The 20,784-nt window shown below is 62.1% G+C and carries 18 protein-coding genes and 2 pseudogenes; 10 read left to right on the top strand and 10 right to left on the bottom strand.

The genetic code is table 11. The features are described from left to right. Nucleotides 1–42 precede the first annotated feature (42 nt). Together PM2_RS07120 and PM2_RS29825 are read left to right on the top strand one after the other, a co-directional pair. Nucleotides 43–1,344 (top strand): annotated as a pseudogene (locus PM2_RS07120) (T6SS effector BTH_I2691 family protein); the annotation flags it as partial. After that, the gene (locus PM2_RS29825; protein ID WP_080693998.1) at nucleotides 1,344–2,504 is read left to right on the top strand and encodes a DUF6708 domain-containing protein; all 1,161 of its coding nucleotides are present in this window, start codon (nucleotides 1,344–1,346) and stop codon (nucleotides 2,502–2,504) included. The pseudogene PM2_RS07120 and the gene PM2_RS29825, both read left to right, overlap by 1 nt. Here the strand turns inward: PM2_RS29825 and PM2_RS32175 are convergent. Beyond that, a complete protein-coding gene (locus PM2_RS32175) occupies nucleotides 2,407–2,691 on the bottom strand; it encodes an OprD family outer membrane porin (protein WP_459170665.1) in 285 nt (94 codons plus the stop codon). The two genes, PM2_RS29825 and PM2_RS32175, sit on opposite strands and share 98 nt — an antisense overlap. Then, nucleotides 2,640–3,022, bottom strand: a pseudogene (locus tag PM2_RS07130) (LysR family transcriptional regulator); the annotation flags it as partial. The pseudogene PM2_RS07130 and the gene PM2_RS32175, both read right to left, overlap by 52 nt. A gap of 269 nt (nucleotides 3,023–3,291) precedes the next feature. Between PM2_RS07130 and PM2_RS07135 the strand changes: the two are divergent. The 6 genes from PM2_RS07135 to PM2_RS07160 all read left to right on the top strand — a co-directional run bounded on the left by PM2_RS07135 (nucleotide 3,292) and on the right by PM2_RS07160 (nucleotide 10,026). Then, nucleotides 3,292–4,620, top strand: a complete 1,329-nt coding sequence (locus tag PM2_RS07135; protein WP_016714045.1) for a hypothetical protein — start codon at nucleotides 3,292–3,294, stop codon at nucleotides 4,618–4,620. 32 nt (nucleotides 4,621–4,652) lie between these two features. After that, nucleotides 4,653–6,884 carry an Ig-like domain-containing protein gene (locus PM2_RS07140; protein ID WP_028698907.1) on the top strand — a complete coding sequence of 744 codons (2,232 nt, stop codon included), beginning with the start codon at nucleotides 4,653–4,655 and terminating at the stop codon, nucleotides 6,882–6,884. A 15-nt stretch (nucleotides 6,885–6,899) separates the two neighbouring features. After that, nucleotides 6,900–7,373 (top strand): curlin, encoded by a 474-nt coding sequence (locus PM2_RS07145; RefSeq protein WP_016714043.1) that lies wholly within the window; start codon nucleotides 6,900–6,902, stop codon nucleotides 7,371–7,373. A 16-nt stretch (nucleotides 7,374–7,389) separates the two neighbouring features. Then, on the top strand, nucleotides 7,390–8,835 hold the full coding sequence (locus PM2_RS07150; protein ID WP_028698906.1) for a curlin: 1,446 nt from the start codon (nucleotides 7,390–7,392) through the stop codon (nucleotides 8,833–8,835). Between the two features lie 109 nt (nucleotides 8,836–8,944). Next, entirely contained in the window at nucleotides 8,945–9,592 is a 648-nt protein-coding gene (alkB, locus tag PM2_RS07155; protein ID WP_028698905.1) for a DNA oxidative demethylase AlkB, read from the top strand. A 146-nt stretch (nucleotides 9,593–9,738) separates the two neighbouring features. Further along, nucleotides 9,739–10,026: a hypothetical protein gene (locus tag PM2_RS07160; RefSeq protein ID WP_016714040.1), complete on the top strand. Its 288-nt coding sequence runs from the start codon at nucleotides 9,739–9,741 to the stop codon at nucleotides 10,024–10,026. 58 nt (nucleotides 10,027–10,084) lie between these two features. On the opposite strand, the gene PM2_RS07165 is transcribed toward PM2_RS07160, so the two are convergent. The 4 genes from PM2_RS07165 to PM2_RS07180 form a co-directional block, all read right to left on the bottom strand. Continuing rightward, nucleotides 10,085–10,345, bottom strand: coding sequence for a DUF1652 domain-containing protein (locus PM2_RS07165; RefSeq protein WP_028698904.1), 261 nt, complete (start codon nucleotides 10,343–10,345; stop codon nucleotides 10,085–10,087). Nucleotides 10,346–10,577: 232 nt separating this feature from the next. Next, complete coding sequence (locus PM2_RS07170; protein WP_028698903.1) at nucleotides 10,578–11,465, bottom strand: pirin family protein; 888 nt, start codon at nucleotides 11,463–11,465, stop codon at nucleotides 10,578–10,580. A 96-nt stretch (nucleotides 11,466–11,561) separates the two neighbouring features. Beyond that, the gene (locus PM2_RS07175; RefSeq protein WP_028698902.1) at nucleotides 11,562–12,434 is read right to left on the bottom strand and encodes an alpha/beta fold hydrolase; all 873 of its coding nucleotides are present in this window, start codon (nucleotides 12,432–12,434) and stop codon (nucleotides 11,562–11,564) included. Between the two features lie 21 nt (nucleotides 12,435–12,455). Next, a complete protein-coding gene (locus PM2_RS07180) occupies nucleotides 12,456–13,085 on the bottom strand; it encodes a LysE family translocator (protein WP_019099248.1) in 630 nt (209 codons plus the stop codon). A gap of 124 nt (nucleotides 13,086–13,209) precedes the next feature. On the opposite strand from PM2_RS07180, the gene PM2_RS07185 reads away from it, so the two are divergent. Beyond that, nucleotides 13,210–13,689 carry a GNAT family N-acetyltransferase gene (locus tag PM2_RS07185; protein WP_016714035.1) on the top strand — a complete coding sequence of 160 codons (480 nt, stop codon included), beginning with the start codon at nucleotides 13,210–13,212 and terminating at the stop codon, nucleotides 13,687–13,689. 45 nt (nucleotides 13,690–13,734) lie between these two features. Here the strand turns inward: PM2_RS07185 and PM2_RS07190 are convergent, their stop codons facing one another. The 4 genes from PM2_RS07190 to PM2_RS07205 are packed head-to-tail and all read right to left on the bottom strand — an operon-like array spanning nucleotide 13,735 to nucleotide 19,290. Beyond that, nucleotides 13,735–14,664: an aliphatic sulfonate ABC transporter substrate-binding protein gene (locus PM2_RS07190; RefSeq protein ID WP_028698901.1), complete on the bottom strand. Its 930-nt coding sequence runs from the start codon at nucleotides 14,662–14,664 to the stop codon at nucleotides 13,735–13,737. 3 nt (nucleotides 14,665–14,667) lie between these two features. After that, nucleotides 14,668–15,711 carry an L-glyceraldehyde 3-phosphate reductase gene (mgrA, locus tag PM2_RS07195; protein ID WP_016714033.1) on the bottom strand — a complete coding sequence of 348 codons (1,044 nt, stop codon included), beginning with the start codon at nucleotides 15,709–15,711 and terminating at the stop codon, nucleotides 14,668–14,670. Further along, nucleotides 15,708–17,042 carry an LLM class flavin-dependent oxidoreductase gene (locus PM2_RS07200; RefSeq protein WP_028698900.1) on the bottom strand — a complete coding sequence of 445 codons (1,335 nt, stop codon included), beginning with the start codon at nucleotides 17,040–17,042 and terminating at the stop codon, nucleotides 15,708–15,710. Before PM2_RS07200 ends, mgrA begins: the two co-directional genes overlap by 4 nt. Before the next feature lie 31 nt (nucleotides 17,043–17,073). Further along, nucleotides 17,074–19,290, bottom strand: a complete 2,217-nt coding sequence (locus PM2_RS07205; RefSeq protein WP_028698899.1) for a TonB-dependent receptor — start codon at nucleotides 19,288–19,290, stop codon at nucleotides 17,074–17,076. 260 nt (nucleotides 19,291–19,550) lie between these two features. Between PM2_RS07205 and PM2_RS07210 the strand changes: the two genes are divergently transcribed. Further along, a complete protein-coding gene (locus PM2_RS07210) occupies nucleotides 19,551–20,597 on the top strand; it encodes a LacI family DNA-binding transcriptional regulator (protein WP_016714030.1) in 1,047 nt (348 codons plus the stop codon). Nucleotides 20,598–20,784: the final 187 nt, after the last annotated feature.

Below are 20,784 nucleotides of genomic sequence, written 5' to 3' on the forward strand. Positions count from 1 at the left end.
TGCTTGAGGATATAGAGGCTGCCCAGCAGCCTCACAGCGGGGATCGGCATGGAGCTGAGCGACTGGGGCACGAAAGTGCTGGACCATTGGTGGCGCAGTGACGTGGCGGACCGGGTCAACCTGGCGATGCGCGGCATCAGCTACAACCAGGACGACATCCGGGAAGAGCTGGCGGCGCTGACTGAGGCCGCCAAGGGCGAACCGCCCTCGGAATTCAACTACACGCTGGCCGAAGGCCTTGCCAAGCGAGCACACGCGGCAGCGAATGCCTTTGGACGTATCAACTCGCTGTACGAGGAACTGCAAAAGCGGAACAACACCGCCAGCATCGGCCTGCATGCCTGGTTCGTCGCGCTTGGGCGACAGGTGCTGCGTAGCGGAGCCCCCAACAGTGCAGACCGGGCGCTGCACCATGGCCTGCGACTGACGTTGTTTGCGTCGGTGCATGAGACCGCGCTCGACATTCGTCTGAGCGAAGCCGCTCGAAATGGACAATCGCTCAGCTCTCAACGCAGCGGTGGCCAGATTGCACGCTTTCTGGACCAGGCCTGGGCTGAAAGCCTGATGCAGGCAGACGGCAAGAAAAGTGACTTCTACAAGGTGCGTGCCGCCAGCTTGGTCTGCCTGCTGGAAGGCATGCTGATGGCGTTCAAGGCGCGGGAGCTGCCCGACAGTGATGCGCGAGTGAAGACCGAACTCCTGGCGGCTGCGATGACCACGGCAGCGGCGGGCTTTGAAATCGGAGCCAGCTATGTGGACCAGGTGGTAGCCCGATACGGCACTAAGAGTGTGACCGGGAAAGGGGCAGCAGCGACTTTGGGAAGGTTGAAACTGTGGGGCGCTGGACTGGCTGGCATCGGAGGCTCACTGCTCGCGTGGTGGGATTTCACTGATTGGTATGAACATCTCAACAACAGTCACGTTGGACGCAACAAACAGACTCAAAAAAGATCCAGGATTTTAGCCACTACGTACCTTGTAAGAGGGATGGCGACAATAACACTTTCGTTGGCTGAGTTAGGAACGGCCATTGCGATTGCAAAGCCTCTGTTCGACTATCTGTCTCAGAACGCAAAAACAAAAGCCGTGCGCGTGCTTTCCAAGTCCATGAGTATTTTAGCAAAAAACCTTGGAACGCAAGCCGCTCGCCTATTGCTTGCGCGCTTAGTATTAGGAGCATTTTGGGTAGGACTGGCCTTGACAATAATAATCTACATTTTCGAAGACGACGCACTGGAAGAATGGTGCAAACGCAGCACTTACCGCTTAACAAAAAGCTCGAAGCCCTATTCGGACGAAGAAGAACTGGCAGAACTTTACTCAGCTTTCAACGAGGTCCTGTAATGTACTTGGTCGAATGGGGGTTCTGGAAAATGGCCACTGAGTCGGTGGCCGCACGTAAAGCGTACGAAGCGGAACTGACACCCCAAGAAAAGCGCGATAGCCAGGAAATATATGAAAACGAGATAGAAGAAGAAATGCACTTCCGATCCGTCAGTGACAAACCAACCTCTAGAGGACCTGTTTTTGCTTTTAACGACACATTTTTAGAAATGCGCTGCGGTGGTTCAGAAGAAAAGCGCGGCCTTATCACACTCGCAACGCTCGGTGCTATTGTCCCCGCCATCGCTGCCGCACTCATCACAACCACTGACTTTCTATGGATGGATATTACGGATCCTGAGGGACGATCCGCAGTCACGCTTCTCACCACAGTTATAATGCTCTCTGTTACGTCAGCCATACTCTACCTTTACTCAAAGTATGGAATTCATTTAACCCGACTGGAAATGCTCACCAGCCGCTATCTGCTCATTCGGTTTAATCGAATAACTCAACAGGTCCACCTCCATCGACCAAAATATTGCGGCGGCATCTTAACACTCCCATGGAAAGCAACGTGGAGCACAGGCATCAGTCCAGAAGATGATTGGCTCAGCACGGGAATACGACTTGCCCTAATTTGGCACCCGAGCCGTACCGGTCTCTCGCACATGGAGATAGCCCAGATCGGCAAACAAGGCCAAGGCGGCAGTGAACTCCGCGACGAGTGGGAGTTCATTCGCCGCTACATGGAAGAAGGCCCGCACGCCGTCCCCCGCCCTCGCCTGAGCACCCAACTGCCCTCACCCATCCAGGCCTTCAGCGCCCAGTTCGAAGGCCTTGGTCGCTTCTTCCGCAAAAGCAGTTGGCTGTTCAAAGTCGTCCTGCTCATGATCTGGCCCGCCTTCGTCATCGTAGGTACCGGCCATTGGCTCAGTCTGCTGCTGTGCTGGCGACCACGGTGGCCAAAGGTTATCCGCGAGGCGGGTATGCCTGGCAAACCCGTTCCACCGGTGACGACCCTCAGCGACTACCCGCCGGCCATTCAAGAACGCCTGCTCACCAACGCCGATCGCTGGCAGCTCAAGCCTGGCAAGCGTCCGGAGAAAAAACCACGCAAACCGCGTGCGTCGAATAGGCGTACGCCGTGTCACCGCTCACCTTCTGATAGCCACCACTGAACGTGTGGCCCTGAATGCTGTAGCCGACGTTGGTGCTGAGGGTCTGTTTGTCGACTTCACCCAGCAATGCCCGGCCCTGCTGGCGAGCATTGAACCAGCGCCACTCGGTGAAGACATCCCCTGCCCCCAGGTGGTCTGTCGGTAAGGCACGAACTCCAGGTCGCCCACCGCCATGGGCTTGCGGCAAATCCCCAGGTCCGCATTGCCCTCCGCCACACCGCGCACCACGTCCGGGCTGAAGCGCTCTTCGATATCGGCCTGGATCAGCGGGTTTTCCAGCATGAACGCCGAGAGTTCTTCGGGCAGGAACTCCATGATCGACGACCCGTTCGCCAGTACCCGCACATGGCCTCGTGCACCTTCGGCGTAAAGACGGTGCCAAAGCGCGCTTCGATGTCCGAAATGCGTTTGCTGACGGCGGACGGCGCCATGAAAGCACGCTCGCCGGCGCGGGCGATGGTGCCCTCTTCGCAAACGACGATGAACAGGTTCAGGGGCAAGTGATCGAGGGGCTGCATTACATCGCTCGGCGTGGGGAGGTGGAAGGCCGATGCACTGTAGCAAAGTTGGGACTGCAGCCGCCTGTCGGGTCGCAAAGGCCTCCCCCCAATCCCCAATCCTGGGGGAAGGCTGCCCACCGTCGACACCGTGTGGAATGCCCCGTTTAAAAACTGGATCCCTTGCGCCGCAAGGCCTTCAAGGCACTTTCCAGCTTTTGGCACAGCTCTTGCCGATCTCCTCCCAGACGCCCCAAGTCCATGGGCCCGTTTGCAGGAGGAATAGACTCATGCACCGACCGATACCCCACCCGCTGGCAGTGGCGATTTTCGCCGGCATGCTCCAGCTCCCGGCGCAGGCTGCCCTGAACGCTGTCGATCCAGGCGCCTACGTCCCCGCCAACGGCGGCTTCCCTGCTTGGTACCAGGACAGTCACGGTCGTACCCTCGACCTGTGCCTGACCAAGGCGGTCAGCTCCAGGGTTGCCGGCGCGCCCGGCGCACCGGCGTACATGTGTACGCTGCTGCCCACGCCGGGCGTGTTCGACGATACGCAACCTATTGTCTTCCCCACCAACTTCCCTGACGAAGCGTTCTGGTTCACTGCAGATGCCGCCATCGTCGACGCCGCCCGCGGCATCGACCTCAGCTACGGTACCGCGATCGAGGCGGCATTCGCCGCCGAAGAACCGGTCGAGGGTGACCAGGTCAGCTTCGCCCGGGTGCGCATCCGGGTCGATGTACCTACCGCTGGCACCTACGTGGTCACCCACCCCTACGGCGTCGAAGTATTCGACGTGCCCGCCGCCGGGCGCCGGGCGATCAATATGACCCGCGATATCGGCATTGCCGGCGCAGGCGACTTCACCGGCGCGCTCAAGGGCGATGTCGGGCCGTTCCTGCGCAGTGTCAACGGCCCCTACACCGAAGGCAGCGAACGCTTCATCGGTGACCCGAACCTGGATGAACGGGTAACCGGCAGCCCGTTCAATACCAACTTCGTACGCATCGAAGGCCCTGGTGGCATCGACTTGCGTACCGAGCTGTTCTCGATATCTGGCAAGCTTTCGACCGTCGCCCTGCCAACCCCGCTGATGCCACAGCGCAGTACCTATTCGCGGCACACCGAAAACGGCAACCTGCGCGCCCAGCAAGACATCTTCGTGATGGCCCCGCCACCACCGGCCAGCGTCACCCTGACCAGTCAAACACCCAGCCTGAACCTCACCGAGGCCAACGGCACCGGTGCCTGGTATGCACAGTCGGCCCTCAACCCGGCGGCAGGCAGCATCCTGACACTGACCGCCGACAACAGCGTGGCGATCCCGACCAGCAGCCTGACCACCCGCGAGGTGCCATTAACCGACCTGGTGACCATTACCCAGGCCCAATACCGCCTGTCCACGGGCGAGCTGACCCTGGTGGCCAGTACCAGCGACGAAACGACCCCACCAGTGCTTACCGCACACACCGGCAACGGCACGTTAATCGGCAACCTTGGCGGCACCGGCGCCGTGAAAACGTTGAGCATGACCCTCTCGCCCATCCCGCCGGCCAAGGTGCAGGTCACCAGTGCCAATGGCGGTAGCGACACCGAAGACGTGGTGCTGGTGCCATGAACAGACAAAGGCTCAGCCTTCAAGGAGGCCGCATGAACACTTGGTCGCGCCGTGCGCTGTTCGCCGCCGGTTTTTCCCTTACCGTTACCAGCGCCGCCTTTGCCGCGCTGTCTGAAGTCGACCCAGGGCCCTACACCTTCGCCACGGGCGGCTACCCGATGTGGTACAAGGACGGCCTCAATCAGTCCCTGGAGCTTTGCCAGTCACGTGCAACGAGCACACGTGCCCCGGGGGCGCCGGGGGCACCGGCCTACATGTGCACCCTGCTGCCTGAGCCAGGGGTGTACGATGACGCTCTGCCCTTGGTGTTCCCGGACAACTGGCCACCGGAAATGTTCTGGTTCCTGGCAGAAACCACTATTCCGCAGGTCGGCAATAGCGGTTACGAACTTGAAGTGTACGTTGCTGGCCTCGAAGCTGCATTTGCAGCTGAAAACCCGGTCGACGGCGACCAGCAAAGCTTCGCGCGCATCCGTATACGTGTCTCGGTGCCCCGCGCAGGTACCTACACAATCACCCACCCTTACGGCGTTGAAACAGTCAACGTCACCACGCCGGGGCGCAGGGCGATCAATATCACCCGCGATATCGGCATCGGTGCACCAGGTAACTTCACCGGCGCGCTCAATGGCGCCCTGGGTCCTTGGCTGCGAGGTGTGGGTGGGCCGTATACCGAGGTCAACCCTGACACGGGCGCCACCGAAACCTACATTGGCGACCCCAATATCACCGAAGCAGTGACCGGAAGCCCATTCAATACCAACTTCGTGCGCATTGAAGGGCCCGCTGGCACGATCCAGACCAATGCTTTTACGGTTTCGGGCAAGGTACTGGACCAACGCGCGCAAACCCCGGTAACCCTGGAACGCGCCACCTATTCGCGCAATGGCAACGGCACCCGTGTAGAGGTGTTCGCCAAGGCACCGAAAGAGGCCAGCTTATGCATGCGCAATGGCGTGGCCTTGATCGGCACGCCCCCTTCGCCTTGCCAGTTCAACCTGACGGCGGACAACAACGGCCTGTTCTTCAGCCAGCAACTTAGCCAAGCCGTACCGCCTGCGGTGGTGGTGGTCACCGCCAGCAACAGTGCTGGCGGCACCCAGCCGACCGCGCTGTCGAGCAAGTTGACCGACGTGGTCAAGGTCAGCACTGCACGCTATGACTGGGCCAACAAACGCCTGCTGATCGAGGCCATGTCCAGTGATGAGGTCGTCATCCCCGACATGCTCGCCCAAGGCTACGGCCGCATGTCGAAAGCGGGCACGCTGCAAAGCATCACGGTCAACGACGTGGCACAACCGCCAGCCACCGTTACGGTCAAGTCTGCCCACGGGGGCAGCGATGTAGAACCGGTGATCGTGGTCGGCAACGCACCGGTCGAGGCGGCCAACCAACCACCGCTGGCCCAGGCCGATGTCGGTAGCACCAGTGTCGGTGTGCCAATCACCCTCAACCTGCTGCAAAACGACAGCGACCCGGACGGTAACGTGCCGTTGACCATCAGTGACCTCACCCAACCAGGCACCGGCCTTGGCGGCGTGGTGCTCAACGGTACCACCTCGGTCACCTACACCCCGCCAGCCGGGGCTACGCAACCACTGGTGGCCACCTTCAGCTACCGGGCGGTGGACGCCAAGGGCCTGAAGTCGGAACCGGCAACAGTCACCATCAACGTTGCACCCAACCAGGCTCCAACCGCCAACCCGGAAACCGTCGCCACCCTGAGCGTGCCTTTGACCATCAACGTGCTGGCCAACGACACCGATCCGGAAGGCAACGTGCCGTTGGCTGTTGCGGTCGTCACCCAACCGGCGGCAGGCCGAGGCACCGTCAGCACCGATGGCACCACGGTGACCTACACCCCACCGGCCACGGTAACCGCAGCCTTCACCACCACCTTCACCTATCAGGCACGTGACTCGCTGGGAGCGCTGTCCACCCCGGGTACGGTCACCGTCAACGTGTCGCCAAGGCCAGCCGCCGAAACCTTCACGGTCACGGCAGCCACCGTCACGGCACGCTCCAACAACCGTTACAACTGGGATATCAGCGGTACCTCATCGGTTACCACGGGCAACATTGTCACGGTACGGGTCACCACTACCACCGGGGTGCAGACGCTGGGTACCGCCACAGTGCCGGTTACCGGCCGCTGGCGCCTGGCCGTCAGCAACAGCACCACGATAATCCCAACCGCCGCGCCGACGGCGACCATCACCACCAGCCCGGGTACTACCCGCACCGTCAACGTGGTTGTGCAGTAAAGGCGGGGAAACGCCATGAAACGCCTGTATCCACTGCTGCTCAGCCTGGCCCTCGTGGGCCAGGCCAGCTGGGCCGACGACCTGATGGACAATGCCGACCTTGCGCCCGGCAACGACCTCGGCGACCCGGTGATCATCCGCCTGCTACCGGTCGGTGCCGGTCAGGCTGCGGTGATCGAGCAGCAAGGGGCGGGCAACCGCGCCGCCCTCGACCAGAACGGCCAGGCCCTGCTGGGCCGCATCGTCCAGGCCGGCGGTGCGCAGGAAGCGTACATCTTGCAGGAAGGCAGTGACCTGATGGCCAGCATCAGCCAACAGGGAAATGGCAACAGCGCATCGATCCGCCAGAGCGGCAGCGGCAACAGTGCAGCCATCGAGCAGATCGGCAACGACAACAGCGCCAGCATCGTGCAGTCCGGCTCGGGCCTCAACAGCTCCGTGACCCAGACCGGCAATGGCCAGCATGTGCAGATCACCCAATACCGATAGACCTGGAGGCACCACCATGTACAAGCTCGCTCCGTTAAGTGCCGCTATCGTCCTGGCCCTCGCTGGTCAGGCCATGGCTGCTGACAGCACCTCGTCCCAGACCCAGGACGGCAAGCAAAACATCGCCGAAGTCAGCCAGACCCAGGCGTCCTTCGCTTCGGCCACCCAGAACCAGACCGGCAAGGGCCACAATCACCTGGCCGTGCAAACCGAAAGTACCAGCGATATCCAGCAGAGTGCCACCGGCCAGTACAACGCGGGCTATGCCGAGCAGTTGTTCGAAAATGGCAGCCAGATCAAACAGCAAGCCGCAGGCAGCTACAACGATGCTTTCGCCAGCCAGTCGGTGGGGCTGAACAACGAATCGCTGCAAACCCAACAAGGTGTCGGTAACAAATCCACCGTGTGGCAGGACAGCCAGGAAGGCAGCAAAGCCACCACTTGGCAATCCGGCCAGCGCAACGAGGCTTTCATCGAACAGACCTTCGGAGGCAGCAACAACCGCAGTACCGTCAACCAGACCGGCCAGGACAACTATGCCGCCGCCGAGCACCTGAACCATGTCGACGGCGACATCCAGGTCTACCAGGATGGCCACGACAACTGGGCTTACGGCGACCAGCGCGAAGGCACCGGTGGCACCATTGGCATTGGCCAGTACGGTGGCGGCAACTCGGTTGAAGTGTGGCAGGACACCCAGATTGGCAGCCAGGCTTCCGTGGTCCAGACCGGCCAGTCCAACGAAGGCTATATCGACCAGAGCTTTGGCATGAACAACAAGGTCAGCCTGTTGCAGCAAGGCAACGCTAACGCCAGTTGGTCGGACCAGTTCGAGACCAACAACTCGACCACCACCATCACCCAGACGGGCAACAACAACCTGCATTTCACCTATCAGAATGGTGAAAACCTCAACCTGACCATCAATACCAAAGGCAATGGCAACAGTATCACCGCCAGCAACTGGAAAGGCGCCAAGATGGGCGGCCAGTTCGGCACCAATCAGAACGCCACCATCAACCAGAACGGTAACGGCAACGGCGTCAACCTGACCCAGAACGGATCTGACCAGCTGGCCACGCTGACCCAGACAGGTAAAGGCAACCAGATGCAAACCAAGCAGGCCGACAGCAACAACGAGCTGTATTTCGAGCAGAACGGTACGGACAACATCCTGATCGCCGACCAGCGCGGTACCGACAACTACGCCTACGGCAACAGCCAGGGGACTGGCAACACCATCACGCTGGACCAGTCCGGTTACAACAACCAGAGCTACACCAACCAGCTGTACGGTAGCGGCAACGAAGCCACCATCAAGCAGACTGACAGCATCAACGTCGCCTATGTGACCCAGGGAGGCCAGGGCAACAAGGCGTACGTCGACCAGAGCGGTATCGCCCAAACCGCCACCATCACCCAGCTGGGCAGCGCGAACCTGGCCACCGTGACCCAGAAGTAAACGACTCCCCCCTTGAACCGCGGTGCTCCTCTCCCTGGTGCCGCGGTTCCTTTTTCTCGATTGCACATGCCGGGATACAATGCCGTAACCCTTGAACATGTGCAGTGCCATGATCCAGTCCGACCTCGACCTGTTCGGCCCTCAGCCACAACGCCTGGCCAGCCATACCGTGCTGCTGCCCGGCTTCGCGCTGGGCGAAATCGAACCCCTGCTGGACGCTTTGCGCCCGGTACTGCGCGCCGCGCCGTTCCGGCACATGCGCACACCGGGAGGCCTGCACATGGCCGTAGCCTTGACCAATTGCGGCACGCTGGGTTGGGTGAGTGATGAACACGGCTATCGCTACAGCGCCACCGACCCGCTCAGCGGCAAGCCCTGGCCCGCCTTGCCCCCGGTGATACTGAGCCTGGCCGCCCGCGCTGCGGCAATAGCCGGTTTCGAGGGTTTTGTCCCCGACGCCTGCCTGGTCAACCATTATCTGCCCGGCACCCGCCTGAGCCTGCACCAGGACCGTAACGAGCAGGACTTCGGCCAGCCGATCGTGTCGGTGTCGCTGGGGTTACCGGCCGTGTTCCTGCTTGGGGGCCTGCAGCGCGCCGACAAGACCCAGCGCGTACCCCTGAGCCATGGCGATGTGTTGATCTGGGGCGGCGAAGACCGCTTGCGCTTTCACGGCGTGCAGCCCATCAAGCCCGGCATCCATCCGCGCATGGGCGAGCGGCGGATCAACCTCACCTTGCGCAAGGCCGGTGGCTGACACAAACACGATGAACGTGCATGAAACACGTTGAACATCTTGGTTTGGCAAGCTTCAAAGGATAAGCCGCGTTCTCACACTCAGGAGCCTGCCATGCCGTACTTGCCTTGCCCGATGCCCCCGCACGACTCACCGGCCGCACGCTCATGAAAATGCCCGGTCGTGCACCCAATGCCTCGCTGCAACTCGATTACGTGCGCGACACCCTGTTTGGCCCGGTGGCGCAAAGCGTGGAGTGCCAGTGCCAACTCGCCGCCCTCAACCTGCAGGGCCGGCCAGCGTTGCGTTTGCACATTTGTCCGCCACTGCCCGACAAGGTCGACCGGGCCCACAGCGTGGCGTTCGTTTGGGACGGGCGCAGTTATCACGGGGTCGTACGTGACCAAGGCAAGTGCGGGGATGGTGGTTTGAACCTGTTGCTGGAGCTGCAGTAAGGCGGATAACGCAAATACACCCGGCCAGCTCAAGCCGGCCAGGTGTACACCGGATCACTCAGGCAATGGCCTTGAGTGGCACCGGGGGGCTGTCACGCAGCGCGTGCAGCTGCTCCACCAGGTGGACCAGGTCACGGCAGCTGTTGAGGTTTTGCAGCGGGACCCCACTCAGGGTCACGCCCTCGTCGAGACTCTGACCCTGACCCAGGCGGATGGTCAGGTTGGTGCCATCCAGGCAGCTGACTTCACAGCGATCAGGCAAGCAGGCCTGCTCGATCAACTGCCGCATCTCTAGCATCGAAACTCCAATCAACGACATGGTACGACCCTCTCTGTGGGATGGCCTGTTGTGTGGATTTACGCCCTTGTGAGGCGAGGCGCCAATTGATATTGCGCATGCCCGGGCAGGCATCCATGCGCCCGGGCAATGATGATGCTGGGAATCCTTTAGCACCTTAGTGGATGATTGCCAGCACGGGCCGTGTGTTCGGTCGCAATCGCACACTTGGCGACGGGTGGTATTGGCAGCGTTCATGAGGGCGGGCTACCGCTCAGTGCGCCGCACTACCACGTTCGTCCTGCATGTGCCCAAACCGCCCGGCATGGAAGTCGTCGAACGACTCGGCAATTTCCGCCTGGCTGTTCATCACGAACGGGCCATAACCGACGATCGGCTCATCGATAGGCTCGCCACTGAGCAACAGCACGCTGGCACCTTCCAGCGCTTCGACAGTTACATCCTCGCCACCTCGGTCCAGCAGCACCAGGCTCGATGGCCCGGCTTCGCGTTCACCGTTGACCTGCACGCTACCGCGCAACACCACCAGCGCCGCGTTGCGCCCGGCGGCCAGCGGCAGTTGTAGGGCCACACCGGCGTTCAGTCGCAGGTCCCATACATCCAAGCGGGTAAACGTCCGCGCAGGGCCGGTATGCCCACGGTAGCTACCGGCAATTACCCGCAAGCTACCGCCCTCGCCGTCCAGCGTGACTTCAGGGATGTCCTGCGCCAGCAACGTCTGATACCCGGCCGCTGCACGCTTGTCTCGCGCCGGCAGGTTGACCCACAGCTGCACCATCTCCAGCGTACCGCCACTGCGGGCAAAGGCCGGGGAATGGAACTCTTCATGAATGATGCCGTTGGCTGCGGTCATCCACTGCACGTCGCCAGGGCCGATCAGGCCGCCAGCGCCCGTGGAGTCACGGTGCTCCAGCTCCCCTTGGTAGACGATGGTGACCGTCTCGAAGCCGCGGTGCGGGTGCTGGCCAACGCCACGCCGTGCGTTGGTGGGGGTGAAGTCATGGGGCCCGGCGTAGTCCAGCAGCAGGAATGGACTGATTCGGCTGGCCAGGTTGTCGTAGGTGAACAGGCTGCGCACCGGGAAGCCGTCACCCACCCAATGGGCGTGCGGGCTGCGGTGGATACCCAGGATCTGTTTCATGAGAAGGCTCCTCTCTTGGCTGAGTTAACCTTATCAATGATGGCAATCTGGCGGTAGCCAGCGGAATTGGCATGCATCGTTCCATACATGGAACAGTTAGCCCTGCAAGAAGGCGAGCACCTGCTGGACCGCCGCAGCCGGGTCTTCCTGCATGAAACAATGCCCACCCGCAACTTGCTGTGCAGTCACGGTGCGGTTGAGCGCCGCCAGACGGTTCACTGAGTGCGGCACGAAGGGATAAGTATGCTCGCCATACAACACGCGCGTGGGCGTAGTGATTGCGGCCAGGTTTGCCCACATGCGCTTGGGGAATGAACTGAAAATTTCCACTTCCCGGCTGGGCCGGCACTTAAGTACCACGGCATCACCGCAATCACCGATGGCATGTTCAACATAGGCCCGCAGCGCCGCATCGGCCCAGCCCTTGAAAATGCCCCGCCCTTTCAGCGATGCCAGGGCTGCCTCGCGATCGGGCCAGTGGCTGCGGCGGCTGGCAGCCTTGCGCGCCAGAGCATGGCGTTGGTGCAGGCCAACCAGAGCAGCCGCCCCCATCACACCGATCATGCGCCGGCTGAACAGTACCGGGTCAAGCAGCACCGCACGGGCAAACAGTTGCGGCTCACTGGCCAGGATCAGCCCGGTGAGCACGCCACCAAAACTGTGGCCCACGGCAAACCGGGGAACATCGCCATACTCGCCACGCCCGGCCTGAAAAGCTTCCACTGCCAGCTCGGCTGTACGGTTCCACCCCCGAAACACACCGCCGTGATCGCTGTCACCATGCCCCTGAACGTCGCAAAGCCACAGGTCAAAATGCTCGCCAAGGCCCATCAGCAATGGCTGGTAGGCCAGGCAACAGAAACCGTTGCCGTGCAAGAAATGCAGCAGCGGCTTGCCACTGGCCGGGGTTCGCCAGCCACGCAGGGTGAAACCTTCGGCGCATTCGTGGGACCAGGGAATCAACTGCATCGGTTTGCTGTACTCGCGGGGCTAGGAAAACGCTGATTCTACAAACAGCAGCGGGTACAGTGAAATCACCAGCAACAAGGCCATCAGGACATTGAACAGCATCAGCCAGCGGGGGTTCTGCAACAGATTGCGCAAGGCGCTGCCAAACATCACCCACACGCCGACGCTGGGCAGGTTGACCAAGGCGAACAAGGCCGCGATCACAATCACGTTCGTTACATAGCCTTGCGCGGGTGTGTAGGTGGTGATCGCCCCCACTGCCATTACCCAGGCCTTGGGGTTGACCCACTGGAACGCCGCCGCCCCCCAGAAACCCAGCGGTTTTCGGGTGCTGGACGAGGCCGTGCCGACCGGCCCGGAGGTGGCGATCTTCCAGGCGAGGTAAAGCAGGTAGACGGCGCCGGTGTAGCGCAACACGGTGTAAAGCGGCGGCCAGGCCTTGAACACTTCACCCAGGCCCAGGCCGACGGCCAGCACCATCACCATGAAGCCGACGCTTATGCCCAGGGCGTGAGGGATTGAGCGGCGCACACCAAAATTCACCCCCGAGGCCAGCAGCATGGTGTTGTTGGGGCCAGGGGTGATGGAAGACACGAAGGCAAACAGCACGAAGGCGGTCAGCAGGTCGGCAGAGGCAAGCATGGCGGGCATTCCACTTTCGTTATAGGTGCTGTCACACTATCGGAGTCGCCCTTCCCTGCGACCTGTACAGTTGCATTAAATTTTGTGAATACACATCACTGTACTGCAAACCTGGATCAAGGAAGCCGTCACCATGAGCCTCACCATTCGCCCTGCCGTTCGTTCCGATGCCGGGCAGATCCTCGCGTTTATCACCGAGCTGGCCGAATACGAACGCGCCCGCCACGAGGTAGTCGCCACCCTTGCCGACATCGAGCACAGCCTGTTTGGCGAGGGAAGCACGGTGCACAGCCTGATGTGCGAGCGCGATGGCCGGGCAGTCGGCTTTGCCGTGTACTTCTACAGCTACTCGACGTGGCTCGGGCGCAACGGCATTTACCTGGAAGACCTGTACGTGACTCCCGAACAGCGAGGCGACGGTGCCGGGCGGCAACTGCTACGACACATTGCCCGCGAAGCGGTGGCAAACAAGTGTGGCCGCCTGGAATGGAGCGTGCTGGACTGGAACGAGCCGGCGATCGGCTTCTATGAGAAGCTCGGTGCCGAGGCGCAGGATGAGTGGGTGCGCTACCGGCTGGATGGCGAGAAGCTGACGGCGTTTGCCCAAGGGTGAACGGACTGGGGGCTGCTTTGCAGCCCCCAGTGTCTAGCAGCTATCTCATTCCCGCCGCCACACCGCTCCGGCAATGTCGACCCGTTTTGGCAGGATCTTGTTGTCAAAAAACAACGCCGCCGTGCGCTGCTGCGCCGCCACGATTTCATCACTCACCGGCAGCACCGGTGATGCCGGCCGGTGGCTGAAACTGCGCTGCACCACCGCCTCCGGCAAGCCCATGAACTGCGCCAGCAAGCGGATGCTCCCAGCCTCATCGCTGCGGGTCAGCGCCTCGGCCCGGCTGATTTCATCGAGCAACTGGCCGACAAAGGCGCCATGGGCTTCGACGTAGGTCCGTGAGCCCAGCATAAACGGCCCGATCAGCCCCAACCCTTGGCCGTCCGCCAACAGCCGCGCCTTACCCTCCAGGTCGATGGCCGAGTAGAACGGGTCCCAAATCGCCCAGGCATCCACACTGCCCCGCTCGAACGCCGCCCGGGCATCGGCGGGTGCCAGGTACACCGGCTGAACATCGCGAACTCCAAGCCCCGCCTTGGCCAAGGCACGCAGCAGCAGGTTGTGCGCGCTGGACCCCTTCTGCAGGGCAATGCGCTTGCCCTTGAGCTCGCCCACTGCGCTGATCGGGCTGTCTTTCGGCACCAGAATCACCTCGGCCCGGGGCTTGGCCGGCTCGGCACCGATGTACAACAGGTCGGCACCGGCAGCCTGGGCGAAGATCGGCGGGATATCACCGGTCGAGCCGATATCGAGGCTGCCGATGTTCAACGCCTCCAGCATCTGAGGGCCGGCCGGGAACTCGATCCACTCAACGCGGGTATTGGCAAATCGCTGCTCCAGCAGACGATGCTGCTTTGCCAGCACCAGGCTGATCGAGCCCTTCTGATAGCCAATACGCAAGGTAGCCGGGTCTGCAGCCTGGGCCGCTCCGGCCAGGGCCACCCACAACAGCATGGCAAGGCGTAGCACGCGCATCGATCACTCCTTCCAGTCGGTCGAGGGTTTTTCCCACAGATTGATCCCGCCTTCCACGGCGTACTGGTCGATGGCAGCCAACTCTTCGGCGCTGAACACCAGGTTGTCGAGCGCTGCAACGTTCTCGATGACCTGCTCGGGCCGGCTGGCACCTATCAAGGCAGAGGTCACCCGTGGGTCACGCAGTGTCCAGGCCAGCGCCAGTTGGGCCAGGCTCTGGCCACGCTGACGGGCGATGTCGTTCAGGGCGCGTGCACGGGCGATGTTGGCTTCCGACAAGTGCTGGGGTAGCAAAGAACCCCCGCCCGCGCGGTTCACCCGGGCGTCGGCCGGGATGCCATTCAGGTATTTGTCGCTGAGCAAGCCCTGCGCCAGCGCTGTGAATACGATCACCCCGGCACCCAAGGCATCCGTGGTATCGAGCAGGTCGCGCTCGATCCAGCGGTTGAACAAGTTGTACGACGGCTGGTGGATCAGCAGCGGCACCTTCAGCTCATCGAGCAATGCCGCAATTTCTGCGGTTTTGCCGGCGGAATAGGACGAGATGCCGATGTACAGCGCCTTGCCCTGGCGCACGATGTCGGCTAGCGCGATCGCCGTTTCTTCCAGCGGCGTGTCGGCATCGAAGCGGTGCGAATAGAAGATGTCGACGTAATCCAGACCCAGCCTTGCCAGGCTCTGGTCCAGGCTGGACATCAGGTATTTGCGCGAGCTGCCGCCCTGCCCGTATGGCCCCGGCCACATGTCCCAGCCAGCCTTGCTGGAAATGATCAGCTCGTCGCGGTAGCTGCGCAGGTCTTCACGCAGCAGCCGGCCGAAGTTGGTCTCGGCGCTGCCATAGGGCGGGCCATAGTTGTTGGCCAGGTCGAAATGGTTGATGCCGGCATCGAAGGCGGTGTGCAACAAGGCACGCTGCGCGGTGATGGGCGTGGCATCGCCAAAGTTGTGCCACAAGCCCAGGGACAGGGCCGGCAGCACCAGGCCGCTGCGGCCTACACGTCGGTAAGGCATGCGCGCATAGCGCTCGGGGTTGGCGGTGTAGCTCATGGTTGGCCTCGTTCGGCAAAGTAAGGGTTGGCTGGGCGCTGCAAGCCCAGGTGTTCGCGCAGGGTGTGGCCCTGATACTGGCGGCGGAACAGCCCACGCTGCTGCAACTCGGGCACTACATAGCGGGCGAAGTCTTCCAGGCCCAGGGGCAGGTGCGGCACGAGCACGTTGAAGCCATCGGCGGCGTTGCCTTCGAACCAGGCTTGCAGCTCATCGGCAATCTGCACCGGGGTACCGACCAGGCTGTAGTGCCCTCGCCCACCGGCAATGCGCCGCCCCAGTTGGGCCAGGGTCAGCTGCTCGTTGCCGGCCAGTTCGGTGAGCAACTGCTGGCGGCTGCGCTGGCCGTCTTCGGTCGGCGGCAACTCGGGCAACGGGCCATCCAGCGGGTAGCCGGAAAGGTCGAAGTTGCCGAGCATGCGCCCAAGCAGGCCAACCCCGACACGCGGGTCGACCAGTTTCTGGAACTGTTCGTACTTGTCCTCGGCCTGCGCCTGGCTTTGCCCCACTACCACGAACACGCCGGGCATGATCTTCAGCGATTGCTCATCCCGCCCATGGCGGGCCAGGCGGCCCTTGAGGTCGGCGTAAAAGGCCTGTGCGCGTGCCAGGCTGGGCTGGGCGGTGAACACCACTTCGGCGCTTTGGGCCGCCAGTTCGCGGCCGGTTTCGGACGAACCGGCCTGCACCAGCACCGGTCGCCCCTGTGGCGAGCGGGCGACATTGAGAGGGCCTTTAACACGAAAGTGTTCGCCGACATGGTCGATGGCCCGCACGGCTTGCGGGTCGTGGAACAGGCCACTGACCTTGTCACGCACGAACGCGTCATCGGCCCAGCTGTCCCACAGGCCTTGCACCACTTGCTGGAATTCCCGGGCACGGGCATAGCGTTCGGCATGTGGAATATGCGCCTGGCGGCCGAAGTTACCGGCCTCGGCGGCAGCATCGGAGGTGACCAGGTTCCAACCAGCACGGCCTGCGGACAGGTGGTCCAGGGAAGCGAACTTGCGTGCCACATGGTACGGCTCGTTGTAGCTGGTGGTGGCAGTGGCGATCAGGCCGATGCGATCGGTAACAGCACTGAGTGCCGACAGCAGCGTCAGTGGCTCGAAGTACACCGAGCGGGCGCTGTGGCTGGCGAGTGCGTCACTGGGCGCAGCCACGCTGTCGGCGACGAACAAAGCATCGAAGCACGCGGCTTCGGCGATGTGTGCGGTGCGCTTGTAGGTGGCGAAATCCAGCGGGTCGGCGGGTACGTCCGGGTGGCGCCAGGCAGCCACATGGTGACCGGTGCCCATGAGAAAGGCACCCAGGTTCATTTGGCGGGGCATAGTGTTCTCCTTGGTCCGAAAAGCCACAGATTCAGAAATCCTTGCGCAGCTGCACGCCGAAGTAGCGCCCGTCATCGCGTGGTACCGAGCGGTAGATGTAGTCACCGCCACTGGCCAGCATCTGCGCATACGACTTGTCGCCCAGGTTCTTGCCCAGCAGCGCCACGCGCCAGCCGTCGTTGTAGTCGGCCAGGGCGATGCTGGCGTTCCAGATGCCGTAGGCGCCCTGCACGGTGTTCGGGTTCTGGTCGAGGCTGAACTGCACCGCGTCCTGCCAGCTGTAATCGCTGCTCAGTTCCACATCCAGGCCGTTGTCCAGCGGGATCACGTAATCGGCGCGCAGGTAGGTCTTCCAGTCCGGCGTGAACGGCAAGCGGCCGCCATCGATGTTGCAGCTGGCGGCTGCACCCGCCGGGCAGTTGAAGTGATCGACGCGAGCCTTGGTGTAGGCCACGGCGGTCGACAGCTTCAGGCGCGAGGTGGCCTGGAAGCTGGCATCCAGCTCCACACCCTGAGTCTTGACCTTGCCCGCGTTGACCAGGCGGGTCACCACCTGGTTGGCCACGGTGTCGTAGAAGTTGGCCTGATAGTTGTCGTAGTCGGTGTGGAATACGGCCAGGTTGGCGGTCAGGCGATTGTCCAGCGCCGTGCTTTTCAAACCGATTTCATAGGCATCGGAGGTCTCGGGTTTGAGCGCTTCGGTGTCGCGCGGCTGCATGTTGAAGAATACGTTGTAGGCCGGGCCTTTGTAGCCGCGCGAATAGGTGACGTAACCGGTCAGGTTGTCGCTGAAGTCGTATTGCAAGCCGGTCCGCCCACTCCAGCCGTCCTCATCCACCGACCCCGAGCTGGCGGTAGAGGGCTGAATGCCGGTTACAGAAGTGGCCGAGGTGGAGACGCGGCGGTGATCGTATTCGAGGTCGTCGTGGGTCCAGCGCAGGCCGAAAATGGCACGCAAGTCGTCAGTGAAATTGAACGTGTTCTCGCCGAACAGCGCGACACTGTCGTTGGTGGTGGAATAATCGGCACGGCCACTGTTGGCAACACCGCCGTTGACCGACAGGCGCTGGTAGGTCTCTCTGGACGTGCCATGCATGTAGAAGGCTCCCAGCACATATTCGTTGAACTGCCCTTTGGGCGAGGTCAGACGAAACTCCTGGCTGTACTGGTCATAGTCCACCGTGCCTTTGTCGTGGGACGCGGTCAGTGGCAGCAAGGCGCGGCGGTCTCCGTCCTGGTACTGGGTGTTGTCCCAGCCGCGCCAGGCGCTGATCGACGTCAGGGTGTAGTCGCCCAACTGCCAGTCCAGTTGCGCCGACAGCCCCTGGTTCTCGTCCTCGACGTGGGTCTTGAAGTCGCTGTTGATGTCGCGGTTGTGGGCGCTTGGCGTCACCGGACGCAACTGGTTGGCGAAGGCGGCGCTGGCGCTGGTGATCACACCGCTGGGCAAGGTGTCTTCGCCTTTCATGTAGTCGGCGATCAGAGTCAGGCGCAGGTCTTCGTTGGGCTCGAACTCCAGCTTGCCGCGGGCGCCTTTGCGCTCGTAGCCATTGACGTCGTGACCATTGGCAACGTTCTCGACATTGCCGTCATAGTCGCCCCACAGGGTGCTTAACGACCCCTTGAACTGCTCGCTCAGGCGCCCGCCAATACCGAAACGCAGGCGGTTTTCGTCGCCACCACCAAAGTGCGAATAATCTACATAACCTTGGGTCTGTTCAGGGATGGCCTTGCTGACCACATTCAGCACGCCGGCCGAGGCATTTTTGCCAAACAGTGTGCCCTGCGGCCCGCGCAGCACCTCGATACGTTCCAGGTCGAGCAGGTCTAAGGTCGACTGGCCCGGGCGGCCGAATACCACGCCATCGACCACCGTGGCCACGGTAGGCTCTACGCCCGGCGAGGTGGAAATGGTGCCCACGCCACGAATGAACAACGAGGTGTCCTTGTTCGAGGCCCCGGCGCGGTAATTGAGGGTAGGCACCTGCTGGACGATGCTGGCCACGTTGTTGCGGTTGTCTCGCTCCAACTGCTCGCCATCAATCACCGACACTGCCACCGGCACTTCCTGCAATGTGGCTTCGCGGCGTGTGGCTGTCACGGTAACCGCACCCAGCGCAGTGGCCTGCGCAGCCCCCGTTTCAGCAGGCTCGGCTGCTTGGGCGCCCTGCCCGAAAACGGCCAGCAGGATGGCTGCGGCCAACGGCCGGCGTTGCGTAGCGGGAAAAGGTGTACGGTTTTTCTGCATGGTGCTCACTGCCTCGGGAAACCAGACCAGGCCCCCATTGACGGGGCCGACACGAAGTTGCTGTGGTTGTCTGGTCTCGCTCGTGCGAGTGGCAGGCGCTTGCCAACAGCAGCGCTTGTTAGCGCTAACATGAGCAAGTATCTGTGGCCATCGTTTAGCACGTCAAATACTTAAAAGTCAGATTTATATGCAATAAAGCTATTTGCCAATCGCTGATCCGTTAGCGCTACCATCGGGCCATTTCCACAGGAGGCAGCCCGGTGAGCCAGGCCAAGGATCCCCCCCGCAAGCGACGCGGCGCAGGCCGTGTCACCCTCGCCGAGGTGGCGCGGGCTGCTGAGGTTTCAGCCATCAGCGTGTCGCGCTACTTCAACCAGCCAGACCAGGTTTCACCGCCGCTGCGTGAACGTATCGAGGCTGCTGTACAAGCGCTGGGCTATGTCCCTAATCTGGTCGCCGGGGGGTTGGCCTCGGCGCGCGGACGCATCGTGGGCATGGTGATCCCGAACATTTCCGGGCCGATCTTCGCCCAGACCATCCAGGCCTTCAGCGATACCCTCAGCCGGCATGGTTACCAGTTGCTGTTGGCGTCCAGCTACTTCAGCGAAGCGCAGGAAGAAAGCGCGGTGCGGGCGTTTCTTGGCTGGTCACCGGCGGCGTTGGTGGTGACCAGCCATTTCCACAGCCCGGCCACGGAAAAGATGCTGGCCGACGCAGATGTGCCTGTGGTGGAAATCTGGGATTACCGCCCGGAGCGGGCGCCCCTGCAGGTGGGCTTCCTTCATCACCAAGTGGGTGTACAGGCCTGCCGATACCTGCTGGAGAAGGGCCATCGGCGCATCGCGTTCGTGCAAAACAGTGCAGCCGGCGACCTAAGTGCGCTGGAGCGGCGCGACGGCTATGTCGAGGCACTGGGTGAAGCCGGGCTGGAGCCTTGGGTGTTCGTGCCCTCGGCAGACTGCGCGCCGTTCGAGGCGGGCAAGCAGGCGATGGAAGCGTTGATCCGCCGTAATCCACGGCCCGAGGCGATCATCTTCGCCAATGACAACCTGGCGGCCGGCGCCCTGTTGGCAGGCCAGCGCGCCGGCTTGCGCCTGCCTGAAGACATGGCCATTGTCGGCTTTGGCGACTACCCCTTTGCCAACATGCTGCTGCCCAGCCTCACCACCCTGCGCCCGCCCTCCCGGGAGATTGGCGAAGTGGCGGCGCTGCGGGTGCTGCAGCACCTGGGTGTGCTGGCGTGTGACGGTGAGGTACAGCGGCTGAACCTGTTGGCGTGCGAGTTGATTGCCCGCGAGAGCGCGTGAGGGGCACATGTGCTGTCGGCAAGAGCCCCCTACGGAGCACAAATCACACAGAAACGACATGCGCCTGCATTGCGCCCGCCTCAATACCATTCCCGCGACCTGATATTTTTACCAGTTGCAAGCTTACAGAGAGGCTAGGAGAGTATTGTGAAATACGGGAGTTCACCGAATGCTACTTTTTTACCAG

Origin of the sequence: Pseudomonas monteilii NBRC 103158 = DSM 14164, assembly GCF_000730605.1 — a bacterium.
Lineage (GTDB): Bacteria > Pseudomonadota > Gammaproteobacteria > Pseudomonadales > Pseudomonadaceae > Aquipseudomonas > Aquipseudomonas monteilii.

Excerpts from the sequence above, each read along its gene's own strand:
- PM2_RS29825 (WP_080693998.1), top strand. The coding sequence starts at position 1,344 with ATGTACTTGGTCGAATGGGGGTTCTGGAAAATGGCCACTGAGTCGGTG.
- PM2_RS07135 (WP_016714045.1), top strand. The coding sequence starts at position 3,292 with ATGCACCGACCGATACCCCACCCGCTGGCAGTGGCGATTTTCGCCGGC.
- PM2_RS07140 (WP_028698907.1), top strand. The coding sequence starts at position 4,653 with ATGAACACTTGGTCGCGCCGTGCGCTGTTCGCCGCCGGTTTTTCCCTT.
- PM2_RS07145 (WP_016714043.1), top strand. The coding sequence starts at position 6,900 with ATGAAACGCCTGTATCCACTGCTGCTCAGCCTGGCCCTCGTGGGCCAG.
- PM2_RS07150 (WP_028698906.1), top strand. The coding sequence starts at position 7,390 with ATGTACAAGCTCGCTCCGTTAAGTGCCGCTATCGTCCTGGCCCTCGCT.
- alkB (WP_028698905.1), top strand. The coding sequence starts at position 8,945 with ATGATCCAGTCCGACCTCGACCTGTTCGGCCCTCAGCCACAACGCCTG.
- PM2_RS07160 (WP_016714040.1), top strand. The coding sequence starts at position 9,739 with ATGAAAATGCCCGGTCGTGCACCCAATGCCTCGCTGCAACTCGATTAC.
- PM2_RS07165 (WP_028698904.1), bottom strand. The coding sequence starts at position 10,345 with ATGTCGTTGATTGGAGTTTCGATGCTAGAGATGCGGCAGTTGATCGAG.
- PM2_RS07170 (WP_028698903.1), bottom strand. The coding sequence starts at position 11,465 with ATGAAACAGATCCTGGGTATCCACCGCAGCCCGCACGCCCATTGGGTG.
- PM2_RS07175 (WP_028698902.1), bottom strand. The coding sequence starts at position 12,434 with ATGCAGTTGATTCCCTGGTCCCACGAATGCGCCGAAGGTTTCACCCTG.
- PM2_RS07180 (WP_019099248.1), bottom strand. The coding sequence starts at position 13,085 with ATGCCCGCCATGCTTGCCTCTGCCGACCTGCTGACCGCCTTCGTGCTG.
- PM2_RS07185 (WP_016714035.1), top strand. The coding sequence starts at position 13,210 with ATGAGCCTCACCATTCGCCCTGCCGTTCGTTCCGATGCCGGGCAGATC.
- PM2_RS07190 (WP_028698901.1), bottom strand. The coding sequence starts at position 14,664 with ATGCGCGTGCTACGCCTTGCCATGCTGTTGTGGGTGGCCCTGGCCGGA.
- mgrA (WP_016714033.1), bottom strand. The coding sequence starts at position 15,711 with ATGAGCTACACCGCCAACCCCGAGCGCTATGCGCGCATGCCTTACCGA.
- PM2_RS07200 (WP_028698900.1), bottom strand. The coding sequence starts at position 17,042 with ATGCCCCGCCAAATGAACCTGGGTGCCTTTCTCATGGGCACCGGTCAC.
- PM2_RS07205 (WP_028698899.1), bottom strand. The coding sequence starts at position 19,290 with ATGCAGAAAAACCGTACACCTTTTCCCGCTACGCAACGCCGGCCGTTG.